General features: G+C 35.1%; 15 protein-coding genes. 3 read left to right on the plus strand and 12 right to left on the minus strand.

Annotated features, from left to right (window positions below; translation table 11 throughout):
- The first annotated feature begins 13 nt into the window (after positions 1-13).
- On the plus strand, positions 14-787 hold the full coding sequence (locus CRV04_RS00540; protein ID WP_128994673.1) for a hypothetical protein: 774 nt from the start codon (positions 14-16) through the stop codon (positions 785-787).
- Here the strand turns inward: CRV04_RS00540 and CRV04_RS00545 are convergent.
- The 8 genes from CRV04_RS00545 to CRV04_RS00580 form a co-directional block, all read right to left on the minus strand.
- Positions 784-1,779 carry an HD-GYP domain-containing protein gene (locus CRV04_RS00545; protein ID WP_128994674.1) on the minus strand — a complete coding sequence of 332 codons (996 nt, stop codon included), beginning with the start codon at positions 1,777-1,779 and terminating at the stop codon, positions 784-786. The two genes, CRV04_RS00540 and CRV04_RS00545, sit on opposite strands and share 4 nt — an antisense overlap.
- A gap of 161 nt (positions 1,780-1,940) precedes the next feature.
- The gene (locus tag CRV04_RS00550; protein ID WP_128994675.1) at positions 1,941-3,131 is read right to left on the minus strand and encodes a rhodanese-like domain-containing protein; all 1,191 of its coding nucleotides are present in this window, start codon (positions 3,129-3,131) and stop codon (positions 1,941-1,943) included.
- Between the two features lie 54 nt (positions 3,132-3,185).
- Positions 3,186-6,281 carry an efflux RND transporter permease subunit gene (locus CRV04_RS00555; protein WP_128994676.1) on the minus strand — a complete coding sequence of 1,032 codons (3,096 nt, stop codon included), beginning with the start codon at positions 6,279-6,281 and terminating at the stop codon, positions 3,186-3,188.
- Positions 6,282-6,400: 119 nt separating this feature from the next.
- A complete protein-coding gene (locus CRV04_RS00560) occupies positions 6,401-7,240 on the minus strand; it encodes a universal stress protein (RefSeq protein WP_164969083.1) in 840 nt (279 codons plus the stop codon).
- 9 nt (positions 7,241-7,249) lie between these two features.
- Complete coding sequence (locus CRV04_RS00565; RefSeq protein ID WP_128994678.1) at positions 7,250-8,857, minus strand: cation:proton antiporter; 1,608 nt, start codon at positions 8,855-8,857, stop codon at positions 7,250-7,252.
- Between the two features lie 88 nt (positions 8,858-8,945).
- On the minus strand, positions 8,946-11,159 hold the full coding sequence (locus CRV04_RS00570; protein WP_128994679.1) for a bifunctional diguanylate cyclase/phosphodiesterase: 2,214 nt from the start codon (positions 11,157-11,159) through the stop codon (positions 8,946-8,948).
- Between the two features lie 14 nt (positions 11,160-11,173).
- A complete protein-coding gene (locus CRV04_RS00575; RefSeq protein WP_128994680.1) occupies positions 11,174-11,821 on the minus strand; it encodes a transglutaminase-like cysteine peptidase in 648 nt (215 codons plus the stop codon).
- A 60-nt stretch (positions 11,822-11,881) separates the two neighbouring features.
- A complete protein-coding gene (locus tag CRV04_RS00580; RefSeq protein ID WP_128994681.1) occupies positions 11,882-13,195 on the minus strand; it encodes an MFS transporter in 1,314 nt (437 codons plus the stop codon).
- Between the two features lie 99 nt (positions 13,196-13,294).
- Here CRV04_RS00580 and rdgB point away from each other — a divergent pair, with 99 nt between their 5' ends.
- Positions 13,295-13,885: an RdgB/HAM1 family non-canonical purine NTP pyrophosphatase gene (rdgB, locus tag CRV04_RS00585; protein WP_128994682.1), complete on the plus strand. Its 591-nt coding sequence runs from the start codon at positions 13,295-13,297 to the stop codon at positions 13,883-13,885.
- Here rdgB and CRV04_RS00590 read toward each other — a convergent pair.
- Genes CRV04_RS00590 through CRV04_RS00605 form a run of 4 tightly spaced genes read right to left on the minus strand, consistent with a single transcriptional unit; the run spans position 13,880 to position 15,927 of the window.
- Entirely contained in the window at positions 13,880-14,233 is a 354-nt protein-coding gene (locus CRV04_RS00590) for a hypothetical protein (RefSeq protein ID WP_128994683.1), read from the minus strand. The two genes, rdgB and CRV04_RS00590, sit on opposite strands and share 6 nt — an antisense overlap.
- Positions 14,230-14,853: a hypothetical protein gene (locus CRV04_RS00595; protein ID WP_128994684.1), complete on the minus strand. Its 624-nt coding sequence runs from the start codon at positions 14,851-14,853 to the stop codon at positions 14,230-14,232. The genes CRV04_RS00590 and CRV04_RS00595 overlap by 4 nt, the downstream gene beginning before the upstream one ends.
- Complete coding sequence (locus CRV04_RS00600; RefSeq protein ID WP_128994685.1) at positions 14,850-15,176, minus strand: hypothetical protein; 327 nt, start codon at positions 15,174-15,176, stop codon at positions 14,850-14,852. Before CRV04_RS00600 ends, CRV04_RS00595 begins: the two co-directional genes overlap by 4 nt.
- Positions 15,163-15,927, minus strand: coding sequence for a pyrroline-5-carboxylate reductase (locus tag CRV04_RS00605; protein WP_128994686.1), 765 nt, complete (start codon positions 15,925-15,927; stop codon positions 15,163-15,165). Before CRV04_RS00605 ends, CRV04_RS00600 begins: the two co-directional genes overlap by 14 nt.
- A 131-nt stretch (positions 15,928-16,058) precedes the next feature.
- Here CRV04_RS00605 and CRV04_RS00610 point away from each other — a divergent pair, with 131 nt between their 5' ends.
- A complete protein-coding gene (locus CRV04_RS00610) occupies positions 16,059-16,730 on the plus strand; it encodes an outer membrane protein assembly factor BamD (RefSeq protein ID WP_128994687.1) in 672 nt (223 codons plus the stop codon).
- The last annotated feature ends 2 nt before the right edge of the window (positions 16,731-16,732 follow it).

Here is a 16,732-nt window from a genome sequence, read left to right on the forward strand (position 1 = left end):
AAAAGGGGTGAGCGTGGTATTATTAAAACAGATTATTTTTGCAGGTTTACTCATATCACTCTTCGGTGGTTGTTACTCTACAACCCAAGATCGAGTTGAAAAGTTGTTGCAAACTGATGCAGCCAATATCATTAAAAATGACTATAAAAATGTGGTTAAACAACTTGTTACTTTTAAAGATAAGTTGGATAAACGAAATCCTAAAGCTTACAATAAAACCAATGCCCCTATCATCTACACACAACTGGATAACTTACAAAATACTTTTAATTTAAAGTATGCCAATAACGATTTGGTTAAATACAAAGAGTATCTGCAAATTGCATTTTCGAAATCTGCAGTAGAATATCGAAATGATTATTTGGTCTTAGGCTTATATAAACTCATTTATGATGCGTATGATATTGAAGATGGGCATCAAATTACAGCATTGAGTTATGATGAAGAGAAACTTCAACGACTCTATCAAAACTTACAGATTTTAAAATGGAAAATCAAAACAGACCGTGATTTAAATAATGATTATCTCTTTTTAACGTGGCAAAATAATTGGCAAATCGAGTTGGAACAAAAACTTAAAAAAGGTCAAGAACCAACCTATGAAGATTTAAAGAATTTGAAATTCATAAAAGATCAAAAAGAGTCGCTTTTTTCTTCTTCAAATACCTCTTTTGAAGTGTTGTTGACCATCATGAGTCAGCGAGTCCAAAACTCTCTTGAAACCATGGGTGTCGAACCAATTGATTTGGGGATTGAAGCCGTTAAATCAGTCTTTTTATTCCTTTAATGCTCAACTAAAAGTGCACCATCTTGGTCTTGTTTATAGTGACATCCCATAAAGGTGATGAACTTTTTAAGAGTCTCTGTACACAGATGGTGGTTCATTTGTGTACACATGATTTTAAACGCATCAAATGATGTCATTCTGTCTTTGTATGTTCTTCGTGTTGTTAATGCATTAAAGACATCACACACTGCAATTATTTTGGCCAGTTTATCAATTTCGTTTTCTGTTAATCCTTTGGGATAACCTGAACCATCGCACTTTTCATGATGCTGTTCAATGAGCAAAAGTATACGTTCATTGTTCTCACCATTTTGGGTTAAAATATCCACGCTATAAGTGGGATGCTGCTTTATGATTTCAAACTCTTCAGGGGTTAATGTTCCATTTTTAGTGATGATTTCATGTGGGATATTCTTTTTGCCAATATCATGAAGCATAGCAGCTTTTCCTAATGTGTTTAACTCATCAAGTTCCAGTTGTAAATAGGAGCCAAATCCCAAAGCATAGGTTGCAACATCAATACAATGAGTATAGGTATAGTAATCAAATGAAGTGACTTTAAGCATCGAGTACATGGCATTTCTGTCTGTGAGCATCAACTTTATAGAGTTATTGACTAAGGTGTTTATTTTGGAGAGATTCTCACTGTTTACATCGCTGCTAAAAAGTTCATGCATGGTCACTGATGCAATCTCTTTGATAAAAGAGGCTTTGACATCCATGTTGATTTTATCATCATCAAGGATATCCGTGATATGGTGTTGAATAAAAGTATAATATTTGAGTTTATCCTCACTTTTAATATAGAAGTTTGAGTCTACTTCATCCACACAAAAACATTGATTGACCATAGACAGAGGCGTCTCTTTTTGAACTAAAATTGAGAAAATTTTTTCATCCACTTGTCGGTAGATATTGTAAGGGTACTTCTCGCCATTTTTTAATGTCTCTATTGCAATTTTTGTAAAGTGCGAGTAATGATTCTTCTCCATGTTGCTCCATCATTTTTTAGGCTTGTCAATTATTATAATATAATCAACTATGACAAGAAGGAGGATTACATGACATTTTTGAGATAATTAAAAATTTTTAGAAGTTGTTTATGAAAAGTAACATAAAAAAAATAGGCAGATGAAGTGGTGTGCCTTAGGAATCAGATTCCTAAAGGCTCATTTGGCTCAATAGAGCAATTGTTCTTGTCATCACATTTAATCATGGCATCCAAATAAAATACTCTGTGAATATCTTTGTACTTCAAATCTTCAGCCAACATTCCCCATGCTTCCATGGCTCGTGTTCCTGTACCACAATAAAATACAATCTCTCCCTCTTTAGGCAGTGCTGCAAGAAGTTCTTCAGGTGTCATCTTTTCTGCATTGATATTAATGGCACCTTTGATGTGGCCATTATTAAACTCATCAACGCCTTTAACATCTACTAAAGTAACGGTTTTTGGAAATGATTTATAGTTTTCAACAAACCATTTTCCATCAACTGTTCCTGTATCTTCCCCTTTTTTTAAGAACGTCTCAACGGCTTTAACTGCAACCTCTTTTTTCTTGATCATGCCTGTTGCAGTAGTAGGAAGTTGCGCTTTTTTCCATGATGGAAAACCAGAAGCTAAAACTTTAACATTTTTATATCCCATCATAATAAGATAGTTGGCAATATTGTGAGATTTGGCACACTCATATCCACCACAAAACGTAACAATAGTAGTCGTCATACTTGCAGGCATGTACCCTGTGAACTCTTTGAACTTAGTGTCAGGTACACTCAATGCTCCAATAATAGTTGACTGTACAAATTTGCTGTAAGGACGTGCGTCGATAAACAGAGCAGACTGTTTTTCATGCAGTGCTGCAGCTACACTTATTTCAATTTCTGAATAGCTTTTTTTACTCCATTGAGGCATTCCCGCAGGATAGATTTTGATATTTGTATACCCTTTATCCATCAACATTTTTGCTAACTTTGGACTCTTGACACACTCATAACCACCACAATAGATAATCAACTCTTTAGAAGTATCAATACCTTTCATAGCTGCTTCATACATGGTATCAAACTTGGTATCGGGAAGGGAGATGGCACTTGGGATGTGTCCCATTTCATATTTCTTTTCAGGTCGAGCATCAATAATGATTGCTTTAGCTGAAGCACGTGTTCCTTTGGAAACGGCTTTTTGAACATAATCAAAATCAACAACCGTTAAATCATACTTTTTAACCAACTCTTTCACTTTTTGTGAAGCATGGGTATTAAAACTTTTAACGGCATTTGCATTGGCTGTAAAAGCACACACTGACACAATCGTCAGTAATATAAATATCAGTTTTTTCATCTTGCTCTCCTTATACTATGTATCGTATTTATTATAAGATAAAAAGATTAAAAATTAATACTTATTCTTATTTCTTAAATTATGTGTGAGCGTATATAACACAGGCAGATAGATTAAGTTTAATACTGTCCCCCATGCCAAACCAAATCCAAGGGCAATGGCAATGGGTTGGAAAATGGCTGCTTGTCCTGTTGGAAAAAAGATTAAAGAACTCATACCAATAAGTGTGGTTACTGTGGTGATGATAATGGGTCTGAAACGTTTAGTTGCACGTGCAAAAATTTGTTCCATGTTGTCTGCTTTTTTCAAATAGGTCATCATAATAATACCATCATTAATCACAACGCCTGCAAGACCCAAAGCTCCAATCATGGATGGCATTGAAAGGTTAAGTCCCATGATTTGATGGCCTAAAAGCACCCCTAAAATAGAGAAAGGAATCACACTCATGACAATAAACGTATCTGTAAATGAGTTAAATAAATAGAGCATGGCAATCATGATAAGAACAATGGCCAATGCTGAAGCATACAACATGTCATGTCGCAATTCCGCTTTTTTTTCTGCTTCTCCTTTAAAGGTGAGTTTAATGCCATTTTGACGAATTTTTTCAAAGAGTGGTTCGAGTTTTTGAATTACTTCTGTAGAGGTGATAATATCAGGGTTCACATTGGCAAAGACATAGAAGTTTTTAATCCCTTCATCTTTTAGGAGTTGTTCAAATGCACGAATGGTTTTAAACTCTACTACTTCTTCAAGAGTGACAAAAGTACCATCACTTAAAGGGATTGAAGTGGTTTTAAAACTTTCAAAATTGTCTTTGCTTTGTGATTGGATTTTAATGTCAAGCATCTCTTTATCATCAAAGGAGACCCCTTTTTTCTTCAAAAGATACAAGTTTGAAAGATATGAACCTATAAAAGATTCACTTAATCCCAACTGTTCCCCATAGGAGTTGACTTTGATTTTAATCTCATCAATACCAAACTTCAGTGAGTTTGAAGCGGATTTGACCCCATTTATTTCTTCTATTGCGTGTTGTAACTCTTCCACTGCTTTGATGGCTTTTTGATTATCAGATGTTACAACTCCGATTTTAATATCGGCTTTAATAGGTCCCACTCGTCGTTCAAGAACAGCTAATTCATCTAAATTGAACTTTTCTTTATACTCATTGTCTTGCAAAAATTTTTTAAGTTTATTTGCCACTTCATCAGATGTGATGGTTCGTATTCGTCCTTCATCATCATAATAAAAACTCAAATAAGGGGTGACATATTTATCTAAAAAGTTAATGGCTTTTAGTTTTTGTAACTCCACTGTCATGTACATTGCGTACGGGAAGTTTTCAGTATTATCGCCCACATCTCGTCGGTATCCTGCCACAGAGTCAATGCTTCGTATAAAAAACTCCTCTTTATGTTGTATCATATCTTTTTCAATGGATTGAACAATCGCAAAAGATTGCTCTAAAGTAGTATTGGCATTGGCTTTGAGAGTGATACGTACATTGGTTGCATCAAATTTAGGGAACATTTGAAAACGTGAGTTTGCTACAAAAAGAACCGTTAAAATAGGTACAAGCACAATAAAAAGTGAAATAAAAGTCTTTTTGTAGTGCATAAAAAAGTGAATGATTTTATTGTATATTTCGTTGGCTTTTTCCCAGGAAGTAACTTTGTCTCCATTTTTAAGCATGTGTGCAGCATGTATGGGAAGAAAAATAAAGGATTCAATTAAAGAAGCCACCACCAATGCACTCAACGCAATGGGAATAAGCTTCATGATTTCTCCCATGGTTCCACTGATCATTAAAATTGGTAAAAATGAGAACAGCGTTGTCAAGGAAGCAATGGTAACGGGTTTGACCATCTCTCTTGCACCCATATAGGCTGCCTCTTTAGGAGAGTGTCCCTCTTCAATGTGTTGTTGGATATTTTCACTGACAACAATCGCATCATCCACAACAATACCAATGGCAATAAGCACACCCACTAAAGAGATCATGTTGATGGTGTATCCAGAAAGATACATATACACTGCAGCAATGACAAATGAAGTGGGAATACCAATAGCAATAATCGCAGACATTCGAATGTTGATTAAAAGTGCCACTAAAATAGTAATCATGATGATTCCTAAAAGAATATTAGATGCCACAATGTTTAATCGGTCTGTGATACGTTCACTGTCATCATCAGCTATAGTAATATCAATATTGGGGTATTTTTGTTTGAGTTCGGGAAGCAGTTGTTTAATTGATTGAGCGATTTTAATAGCGTCACCCGTTTCAGACTGCTCCACAGCAAGAGAAAGTGCATTTTCACCATTAAATGAGTACAGGGTTGAGGAGTCTTCATACCGTTTTGAAATGGTTGCAATATCTCTTACATAAACGGTAGCATCCCCAATTCTTATGAGTGTGTTCCCAAAATCTTTGGCGTTTTTAGCACCATTATAGGTTGAAAGATAGTAGTGTTTTGTTGGGTCTTCAATCTTACCAATAGGAAAAATATAAGAAAGCGTTGAAATGGCATCAAAAACAGAGCTTTTACTCAATCCTAAAGCATCGATTTTTTTCTCATCTAAAAGTACTTCAAAATATTTGTCTGAATCCCCATAAATAGTAATATCATTGATACCATTAATACCCATGATTTGACTTTTGAGTGCATCTGCAATGGGTTTTAACTCATCGGTGGTGTATTTTCTTGAAGTTAAAGAGAGATCAATCAAAGCTCGGCCTCGATCAAGTACATTAACGCTTGGTTCATCCATGTCTGAAGGCAAATCAGATTTGACCAACGTGATGATGTCTTTTATTTTATCCGCTTCTTCATATTTGAGTTCATTGGGTTTGAGTTCCAATACAATTGTAAATCTTCCCGGACTAATAACGGTGGTCATTGTATCAATACTGTCAAGGTTTTTTAGGTCATCTTCTATTTCAGTGACTGCCATTTTATCTAAAATATCAACCGATGAACCATTATATGAACCTTTAATGGAGATCATATCAAGTTCAAAGCTGGGAAAAATCTCTTTAGGGGTATTGGAGTATGACCATATTCCAATGGAGAAAATTAATACAAACAAAGTGTAGTTTACTCTGGTATTGTTTATAAAAAAATTGAGAACTTTATCAAACATTCCTAGCCTTTTAAAAATAACATAGGATTATAATATAGCTTTATTAACATTATGTTAATAATGAGCCTTATAATGGGAGAAATTATACAATATTTATTGTATGGTCATCCCAAAATAAGTTAAATGATTTTTGTAATAAGTGTATCAGTGGGTGCAAACTCCAATAAATCAAAAGGGAAGAAACTGAAATGACCCGTAATATGCAGTGAAATGAGGTCACTGTTGGTTTCTAAGGCATATTTTGAAAGCGACTCCACTTCAAGTGCATCTTGTTTGATAAGAAGGTCAATTCTGTTTTTATCTACATCAAGGGATTCATAAAAGTTATACGTGTTATTAATCGCACACGTATTGACTTCTTTTTGATACTCTAAGATCTCTTTTTGATCCACCCCATAAAAGTGCAGACGCCGTTCATAAGGCAAAGAGTAACTGTGCAGTAACTCTAAGTTTGCATTGGGCATGAGTTTGTGTACTGCATGAATGTTTTTTTGTGAAGCCTCACTTAAATCTGTTGGAATCAATATATTTTCAAATTTGAGTTTCTTACCGTGTGTTTTGATAATCAAACAAGGCACTTCCACACTGTTAACAATCGATTTGATGTTTGAACCAAGCAGTTGTTTTAAAGCATCTCCTCTCTCCCCTGAACTTCCTAAAATCACTAAAGAAGCACCAAGTGAATCAACATAACTCTTAATCCCGTCATCTAAAGAGAGGTACTCTTTGGGTATGTGAAATTGCTCTTTTGTAATGTGTGGGAAAACCATTTGAAGTTCACTAAAAGAGTGCGCATAAATTGTATCATACCCTTTGAGTGTTTTAGCAAAAAAACGCTCCTCTAAAATATGTACAATGTGCACAACATATTTATGAGTTTGAGCAAACTCCAAAGCTTGATGAATCACATCAAAACTGTTTGTTGAAAAATCTGTCCCTACAATAATAGTCTCTTTCATCATGGACCTTTACTCTTGCGTTGGTGTTTGAGCAATGAGTTTACACACGCTGCTGCTTGCTAATTCATTTTCAATAACAATATGATCAATGCCCAATTCATTTAAGATGCTCTTTTCATTGCTGTTGTGGATTTTTACAATGATTTTTTTCAATGAGACATATTTATGCAAAATGGTGCAGACGTTATAGAGCTTTTTGGGATTGTCAATGGCGACAATGACATATGCTGCATTTTGAATTTGCACGTTTTTTAAAATCTCTTTGTTGGTGGCATTGCCAAAAATAACAGATTCATTCTCTTTTTTAGCTCTTTGGTAGGTCTCTAAGTTGTTTTCAATGGCAACATATAAACAATCATTCTCTTTGAGATTATGTGCGATGTTTCGACCAAACTCACCAAAACCTAAAATAACCACATGATTTTTAAGCACCGATGACTCAATATTGTGTTCATTTTCATCGGGATGAGGCACAAATTTATCCGTGATATTGGAAAGGTTTTTAAGAATGATGGGAGTGAGAATCATACTTAAAACAATTGTTATAATCATGATTTGTCCATAGGGTGGACCGATTAAATCATACGAACGTGCCAACTCTAATAAAGCCAGAGAGAATTCACCCACTTGCACCAAACTCAATGCGGTTTTAATACTCACACGTTTACTCTCATTGAGGTGAATGATAAAATAAATAATGACAAATTTTAAAATCACCACACCCACTAAAAGGGCTAAAACAATGTGGATATACGAAGCAATGATATCAAACTTAATTTGCATTCCTACGGTGATAAAAAATATACCCAAGAGTAAATCTCTAAATGGAATCAAGTCAGCTTCTGCTTGATGTTTATATTTTGTTTCAGCAATCAACATCCCTGCAATAAATGCTCCAAGAGAGTAAGAGAAGCCTAATGCGTGTGCTAAGTATGAAGCCCCCATTGCTAGAAACAAAATAGTTCCTACAAAGAGCTCATCGGAGTTTGTTTTAACAATTTGATTAAAAAAGGGTTCCAAAAAGTATCGACCAATCAACCATAAAAAGAGCAATAAAAAGGTTGCACTTAAAAACATTCGAATCAAAAGTGAATCAATTTGTGCATCAGAGTTACTCATAAAACCAATGATCAATAAAATAGGAATCACAGCAATATCTTGCATGATGAGTATCCCCAAACTTCGTTGACCGTACCGTTTATTAATTTCACCTGTTTCATTAAATGTTTTTAAAACAATGGCTGTTGAAGACAGAGCAATGGCTAAAGCAATAATAAATGAAACTTGTTGTTCAATACCAAAAATATAGTGACTCATGGCATAAACGATTGACGCCGTGATCACAATTTGAAGTGTACCTGTAAGGAACACTTCATTTTTCATCTTTTTAAGATGTTCAATGGAGAACTCTAAACCAATGGTGAACATAAGAAATACGACTCCAAACTCAGCAATCTCTTTGAGTTCGTGATTATTGACTGCATCATGCAGGTCAAAAACATAAGCAATGATCGTTCCTGTTAAAATATATCCAATAATAGTAGGAAGGTGAGCTTTTTTTAAAATAATGTTTAAGACCAATGCAGTGAAAATTGTAAATACAATAATTGAAAGCATTTGGAAAATCCTGTATAAATAAAATGTTGCGAATTATAACATAAACATTATTATTTTAATGGAAAGGGGGAAAGGGCACGAAGCAAGCTTATCGGCTTGCTCCATAGATGTTCAGTTGGCTTACTTTTTCAAAGTCTTCATCCTCTTTGACATTCTCTGCAAAGACTTTGATATTGATCAGTGTTGAGAGCTCTTGCATCGCTTCAACAAAACCTTGTTTACTGCTGTCGTTGGCAATACCATTGGTATAATCTCTTGCCAATCGAATGTAATCGAGGTTATACTCTTTGATGTTATCAAGTGGAATAAACTTGGTCTCAAATCGTTTGATGATAATTTTCGCTCCACTGTCATGTATCGCTTTTGAGAATGTTTTGAATTTATTCTCATCTTTTGCAACCCCATAAGCGGTAATTGAAAATACCAATTGAGAAGCAACATTCGCATTTGCATGAATGGTTGAAAGTAACCAACTGATAAAGACACTGTTCTCAATGGAATCAAGCGATAAGTTGATTGAAATTTCATGTGCAATTTGGTTTTTGTTGATATAATCAATCACTTTTTTAACGACTGCTTTATCAAAGTCGATGACTTTTTCATACTTTTCAGCAATGGAGATAAACGTACCAATAGGGATAGAATCGCCATTTTTATCTTTGGCTTGTGTGAAGGCTTCTTGCATTACAAGCGTACCTTTTTTCTCTCCATTTAAGATATGCGCATCTCCAATATATCCCACTTCAAATTTACCATGGTCAATGATGTCATAAATGAGTTCTCGCCACTCTTCCATGTCTCGGGTTAAATCACTCTCATCTCGGATATAGGCTTCGTTGGGACCAATTTGTTTGGCCAATTGATACGCCTCATTCGCTGCATCCAAAATACCATATGTGGTACCAATAGGGTTAAATGGCGTTGCTCCAACATGTGCTACGCCATCTTTACCCAATTCAACTCCGAGTTTTTCAAACTCCTTTTTAAAGTGTTCAACGAGTTGTGTGGCTCGTTCATGTGAAAACTCTTTGGCAATTACAGCAAACTCTGAACCATAAAAACGATATGCAGAGACATTTTTACAAAAATCAGATTTGCACGTATCTAAAATATTGGCAAAACTTTTAATAAAATGATTCACCTCTTTAGAGGAGTGTTTATTGGCATACGAAGCCAAGTCATCAATTTTTATGGTTAAGATGTATCCATATGATTTTGCCATAAACATCTTTTTCATATCGGTTTCAAACGTCTGTTTGAGTTGCAATCCTGTGAGGTTATCCACAGATAATTGTTTGGTGATATTAGCAAGATTGTTGTTCAGCTTAGAGATAATGGATTCAATTTTTGTGGACATATCATTCATGGCAATGGCAACATTTTTAATCTCTGTGGTCCACGGCAAGTTTTTAATCACCCCAAAATTCCCTTTGGCAATATTTTGTGCCAGTTTTTCAATGTTTTTAAGCGGTTGCAGAATAAATCGTAAAAACAGCACCAACAGAGCAATAGAGACTAAAAAAGCTACGATGGCATAATAAATGGCGCCTTTGGCTTGTTCATAAAGTTTGGCATACGCTTCACCTGCATTGGCACTGACATAAATAACAGCAGCTTTGTTCCATCCATCACTGATCTCACTGCTTGTCTCTTTTAATTCAATGGGGATAAGGTTAATAAACCATTGAGGCACATACTCAAACTTTTCTTCACGTGTCTGTTTGACTAAAACCTTATCAAATTCAAACTCGACATTTTCTGTGAGGCTTGTTGTATCGTTTGTGAGCGTCACTTCAATGGGAAAATGACCTCCATTAAGATACGCTTGTGACGGTACAAAAATATAACTTTTTACACTGTTTGTTGTATTGGTGTTGTCGAGTTCTTCATTTTCTAAAGCCGCCAATTCATTTAATAATTCCGCATCATCATTCTGTTGTTTAATTTGTCCATATTTTGGATCAATCGTTATGGCTTGAACATACCAAGTACCATCATTTTTACCCACTTTATTAAGCAGTTGGGTGGTGGTAAAGGAAAAGTTAATGTCTTCGAGTCGAATCTCTTTATAAAAGCCACGATTGGCAATCGCTTTGATGATGGTTTCAATTTCTGGGTCTTGTTTATCTTGCATAAATGTTTTCAACGTCATCCCAAGCGATGTTGCCGTATCTTGAGCTTTTGTGATGGATTCACTCTGTAAATAGGCTTTGGTGTTGGTAACACTGATGATAAAATTTCCCGTAAATATCATAAAGAATATCAACGAGATGATGATATAGAGTTGTTTCGACAAAGACATTGTTTTTCCTTTTATTAAATTCGAGACATTAAGTCTTTCCAAGATTTTAAATTATTACTGCCGACGCGTTCGTCGCCTTTTCCTTTTGTTTGTGCTTTCCATAATCCTTCGGCATTAAAACTGTAAACAGGTTTCAAATCGGGACGTTTACTGGCGACTTGCAGACGTTTGTCAACATTGTCTAAAACAATTGGAATCGAGTTGGGTTTGTGATAATAGGTCAATACCATATGTGCTTGTTCATATTGTGTTCGAGCTTGAGATAACTTAACATAGGTAATACGTAACTTCTCATCCGGTACACCCAATTTGCGCAGTGTAAAATATTTTGCAATGGCGTAATCTTCACAGTCACCAGCACCTGTACCCATAAACTCAAAAGGAGTCGCCCAATAATCGTTTTGACCCCAATGTTTACTGTCCAGACTGTAGCGAATTTTATTGAAGAAGTCATTGACATCTTTGAGTTGATGCAAGATGTTTTTTGTTTTGGCTTCTTCAATCATATTGTCCCACAATAAAAGGCGTTGCACTGCTTGTGCATCGTATTTACTCTTATATTTTTCAAATGTTGATTGAGAGATATTTTTGGGGACAGTTGCAATGGTTATTGTTAAAAAAGCAACAGTGAGAAGAAGAAAAGTTCTTACAAGTTTTTGCATACAATAACCTAGTGTAGAGTGTGATTACGCATAAGCATAATCACCTATTCTAACACAAAGTTATTTTAAAACCTCTTCAATTTTTGAAGGCGAGGTTTCATTTTCGTCATATTTTACAATCAGAAGGTTTTCTGTTTCATTAATATACCACTCTTCAATGCCATAAAAGTCATGAAGTGCAGGTGTTTTTTCTTGATTGATGGTGTCTAAATGAATATAGGCAACACGTTTTTTCATTGGGTTGGGCATAGAAAAAATCAATAATAACCATAAAAAACAGACCACAGCAATCGAAGTTACAATGGCACTCATCGAAGTTTGTGCATAAAACATTCCTCCAAGAAGTCCACCTAAGAAGGTTCCTAAATATCCAAAGGCATTGAAAATTCCCAAAACAAATCCACGTTGGTGCACTTTTGCAAACTTTGAGGCCAGTGATTGCATGATAGGTTCGTGCATATTAAACCCAGTAAAGAATATAATTACACCAATGACAAACAGAAGGTCGTCTTGACCAAATCCAATGATTAAATATGAAAGGGCAAAGAAGACAATACCAATAATCAGCACCTCTTTAAACTTTCCATATTTTTCAGCCATAATGGCTGCTGGTGCCATTGCCAATACTCCAAAAATCATGGCAGGGATATAGACTTTATAAAGCTCTTTCATCTCCCAGTTAAACTCTTTTAAAAGTACCATTGGAATAATCATAAAAGCAAACGTCATCAACCCTTTTTGTAAAAAGTTAGTGATGTTCATTTTAACCAAGTTGGAGTTTTTCAGTACATTAAAAATATTCAGTTTTGTAGAGTATGTATGTGTGATTACAGGTGGATTTGGTACTTTTTTAACAATCAAATAAATTGAAAAAACAGCTAAGAATGCCGTAATCCAAAAAAGAACTTCAACTCCCGCATACGCACCGATGGTTGGTCCAAAAAGCATAGAAAGTGCAAAACTTCCTGCAATACTCGCACCCATAAAGGACATCGCTTTTGGGCGTTGTTCCTCTTTAACCAAGTCACTGATCATGGCAGTGACGACTGCACCAATGGCTCCAGCACCTTGTAAGAATCGACCCAACATGAGTGAAAAAATATCTACAGACAAGGCACAAATAATTGAACCAATTGCAAAAAGCAACAGACCCATAATAATAGTACCTTTACGTCCCAGTTTATCGCTTAAAATACCAAAAGGGATTTGAAAAAGCATTTGAGTTAATGCATATCCTCCAATGACCACACCAATAAGCGTTGTGTTTGCACCTTTTAAATTCATGGCATAGACAGAGATAACAGGAAGGACTAAAAAAAGACCTAAGAAACGTAGTGAAATAATTGAACATAAAGGTAGGATGGTTTTAATCATATATAATCCTAAAAAAGATAAAATAAGTCCGAATTATACTGTAAAAATACTTGAATAGAATTAAGGCATTTTTTTAATCAGAATAAAAAGGAAAATTTTATGAAAATAGTTTTAGCCACTGCCAATAAAGGAAAAATTGATGAGTTTAAAAAGCTCATGCCCAATGATGAAGTCTATGCATTTGAAGAGCTTATCGGTAAAATGGATATTATAGAGGATGGGGATAGTTTTAAAGCCAATGCCGTTATTAAAGCCCAAGCAATTTATGATAAGTTAAATGATGCCAATGCGGTTGTTATTTCAGATGACAGTGGGGTTACGGTTCCAGTATTGAATAATGAACCAGGTATTTACTCTGCACGATATGCAGGTGAGAGTGCAAGTGACGAACAAAATAATCAAAAACTCATTTCACAACTTAAATCTAGGAATCTAAAAAGTACTCCAGCATACTACACTGCTTGTATTGCTATTATTTATAAGAATGAAGTCTACACCGTACATGGTTGGATGCATGGTGAAGTGGGAGACACACAAAAAGGTGAGGGTGGATTTGGGTATGACCCACTCTTTACTCCATCAGGATATTCTCAAACCTTAGGAGAGTTGCCACCTGAAGTTAAAAAAAGTTTTTCTCATCGAAGTCAAGCATTGACATTGGCTAAAAAAGTGTTGGATGTGATTTTATAATTTTTTTAAAAATCGTTCATGCAGTCGTATTGAGAAACGCTCACTTTTACTTGTTATAAAGGTGTCAATACGTGCATGACCACTGTTGCATGAACCCTCTATGTACTCAATCTTTGCTTTGAATTGAAATAATCCTTCATCAAATACCAACTCATTTTGACACTCAAAATTGCTTTGATTTAAAAGAAAAGATTTGAAAAACAGTTGATGTACTCTTGCTTGTTCACTCATATATGCATTGCTTAAAGTATAACTTTGAAGTGTCTTGGTGCTTATGATTTGATAGCCTAAAAGTGAAAAAAGCAACACTAAAAAAAGTGTAATAAGCAAAGCAAAGGACTTTTTCATATTTTAAACCTCCAATCAACACATAAGTTTTTATGGCATAAATTTACAAGCAGTGTATTGTTTTGTTGTGTTACATTGAATGCATTTACCTCTTCAAGAAGTAAAGCACCATTTAAAAAGAGTTGTTTGTTTTTTATATAAAGTCTGCTTTGAGAAAAAATCAAATGGTAGTGTTCAAATAATGTTTTACTGCTTTGTGCATTTTTAAAATGTAAAAATTCATCTTGAGTAAAGGGTTCAAGCTCATACCAAAATTGCTCATTAAAATAAACTGCATAAATATTGTGAAGTTGGCCAAGTTTACTGTTGGCTGAGAAGGCTTTTTCTTTACTGCTTTGATTTAAATCAATGATACCACTGTAAAGATTCTGTTTAAAAGCTGTTTGTGCTTTTTGATGAAAAGTAAGTGTGGTATTGTTGGCATGAAATAACACACTGTTTGCAAAAAGGTGCGTTAAAAATAGTTTGCTGCTTTGTAAATTGATGTGTTGTCGTTGTTGCAAATATTCGCTTGTATGCGTTTCATGTAACTGTTTATAAAACTGCAATGCAAACAAAGTGGCACTGCTTAGAATAATGAGTGTGATAATAAGTTCAAAAAGAACAACGCTGCGTTTCATTCAAATACCTTCGACTCTACAATTTGAGCATTGGAATGTGCAACTTCATAACGCGTGAAGAGAAATGTTTCATCTTCATACGTACTTTTAATTATTTTGTTCCCTGAAATTTGTAACAGTTGTGCACCATCTTGAAAAAGTGTGAAATAACTTGTATGATGAGGTAAAGTAAAGGTTTCTTGCTTGAAGTTATTACTGATAGCTTCTAAAGATTTTTGGTCGTTAGTTTTAGGGTAAGTGAATTTTAAAAATCCACTTACTAAAAGTGCAATAATGGTGATTGCTAGAATGGTTTCAAACAGCGAGAAACTATTTTTGACCAACTTCTATGGCTTTTAAATAGGCTTTATCGATTGCTTTGATAAAGGCACTTCGTACATTGGCATCTTCAAGTTCCGCTAAACCTTGTGCTGTGGTACCTCCAGGGCTCATTACCCCTTCTTTAATCAGTGCTGGGTGATTGGTGTCAAGCAGTGCCGCTGTTCCTTCAAACAGACCTCGTACAAGCTCCACACTGTAACTTCTCTCTAATCCAGCTTTTACGGCACCATCTGCTAAAGCTTCAGCAACAAGTGCTAAAAATGCTGGACCACTTCCAGCAAGTGCTGTAGCAATGTCCAATTGATTTTCAGTGTTGACCCAAAGGGCACGACCAATGGAAGAAAAAATCTCAATGGCTTCTGCTTGTGCGTCTTTATCTCCTGTGATTGTGGTCATGGATTTTTGTTTTGATGCTGCAATATTGGGCATGGTTCTTATGTATCGTTTGGCTTTAATTTGTCGTTTCAGATACTCCAGTTTCGTTCCTGCTAAAATAGAGTAGAGTGTATTGGCTGTTCCATCCAGTCGCAAAGAGACGCTTTGTAAAGCATACGGTTTTACACAAAACAGAATGTTTTTTCCTGTAATGTCCTCTTTATCGCTCATCACTTTGATGCTGATTTCTGGAATCTTTTGTTGGAGTTTTTGCAGTTTGGCTGCATTTCGTCCAATCACTTCTACTTCATATTTTTTGGTCAGTCCAACAGCTAAAGCTTCAGCCATCATACCATTTCCGATTAATGTAAGTTTCATTATAGTACCTTTGGTTAGTCAATTGGTTTATTATATCAAATATTTTTTAATATGTGATTTAGAAGTGACTTATGTATTTGGTTAAGCTTCGATTGGATAAAATAGCTTGACTAATTAAGAGGACAAACAATATGGTTAAACTAAACAGTGTTTTTAAAACAAGCAAATATCTTGTTGCAAGTGGTATTATTGCAGCTTTATTACTGGGGTGTTCTTCGAAAGAACCAGGCATTAAAGAGTACAACAAACCTGCAGTGTATTGGTACAATAAAATGCTCAAACAAATTGCATTTTATGATTTAGAAGCAGCAGACGATACCTATATTTCTTTAGAGAGTGAGCACAAAAACTCACCATTGATTCCAACAGCGATGTTGATCATTGCTAATGCGCATATTGCTGAAGAGGAGTATGAGTTAGCAAAATATTACCTTGATGAGTACATCAAACGATTTGCATTGAGCAAAAATATTGATTATGTGCGATACTTAAAAATCAAAGCAAATTTCTTTGCTTTTGAAAGCCAATTTAGAAATCAACAACTTGTAACTGAAACATTAGATGAAATTCAAGAGTTTATGCAAAGTTATTCAAACTCACCTTATATTCATTTAGTACAAGACATCAGTTCTCGAATGGCAATGGCAAAAGCCTCTTTTGACCAAGAGATTTCAGAGTTATATGGTCGTGTGGATAAGCCAATGGCGCAGGAAATGTATGCACAAAAAGCAAAAGAGTCTTGGGAACATACACAAGATGTAAAACCTGTTGATGTTCCTTTTTACCGAAGTATATTTGAATAATT

Origin of the sequence: Candidatus Marinarcus aquaticus, assembly GCF_004116335.1 — a bacterium.
GTDB classification, from domain to species: Bacteria; Campylobacterota; Campylobacteria; order Campylobacterales; family Arcobacteraceae; genus Marinarcus; species Marinarcus aquaticus.

Excerpts from the sequence above, each read along its gene's own strand:
- CRV04_RS00550 (WP_128994675.1), bottom strand. The coding sequence starts at position 3,131 with ATGAAAAAACTGATATTTATATTACTGACGATTGTGTCAGTGTGTGCT.
- CRV04_RS00595 (WP_128994684.1), bottom strand. The coding sequence starts at position 14,853 with ATGAAACGCAGCGTTGTTCTTTTTGAACTTATTATCACACTCATTATT.
- rdgB (WP_128994682.1), top strand. The coding sequence starts at position 13,295 with ATGAAAATAGTTTTAGCCACTGCCAATAAAGGAAAAATTGATGAGTTT.
- CRV04_RS00565 (WP_128994678.1), bottom strand. The coding sequence starts at position 8,857 with ATGCTTTCAATTATTGTATTTACAATTTTCACTGCATTGGTCTTAAAC.
- CRV04_RS00605 (WP_128994686.1), bottom strand. The coding sequence starts at position 15,927 with ATGAAACTTACATTAATCGGAAATGGTATGATGGCTGAAGCTTTAGCT.
- CRV04_RS00555 (WP_128994676.1), bottom strand. The coding sequence starts at position 6,281 with ATGTTTGATAAAGTTCTCAATTTTTTTATAAACAATACCAGAGTAAAC.
- CRV04_RS00560 (WP_164969083.1), bottom strand. The coding sequence starts at position 7,240 with ATGAAAGAGACTATTATTGTAGGGACAGATTTTTCAACAAACAGTTTT.
- CRV04_RS00570 (WP_128994679.1), bottom strand. The coding sequence starts at position 11,159 with ATGTCTTTGTCGAAACAACTCTATATCATCATCTCGTTGATATTCTTT.
- CRV04_RS00580 (WP_128994681.1), bottom strand. The coding sequence starts at position 13,195 with ATGATTAAAACCATCCTACCTTTATGTTCAATTATTTCACTACGTTTC.
- CRV04_RS00610 (WP_128994687.1), top strand. The coding sequence starts at position 16,059 with ATGGTTAAACTAAACAGTGTTTTTAAAACAAGCAAATATCTTGTTGCA.
- CRV04_RS00575 (WP_128994680.1), bottom strand. The coding sequence starts at position 11,821 with ATGCAAAAACTTGTAAGAACTTTTCTTCTTCTCACTGTTGCTTTTTTA.
- CRV04_RS00545 (WP_128994674.1), bottom strand. The coding sequence starts at position 1,779 with ATGGAGAAGAATCATTACTCGCACTTTACAAAAATTGCAATAGAGACA.
- CRV04_RS00590 (WP_128994683.1), bottom strand. The coding sequence starts at position 14,233 with ATGAAAAAGTCCTTTGCTTTGCTTATTACACTTTTTTTAGTGTTGCTT.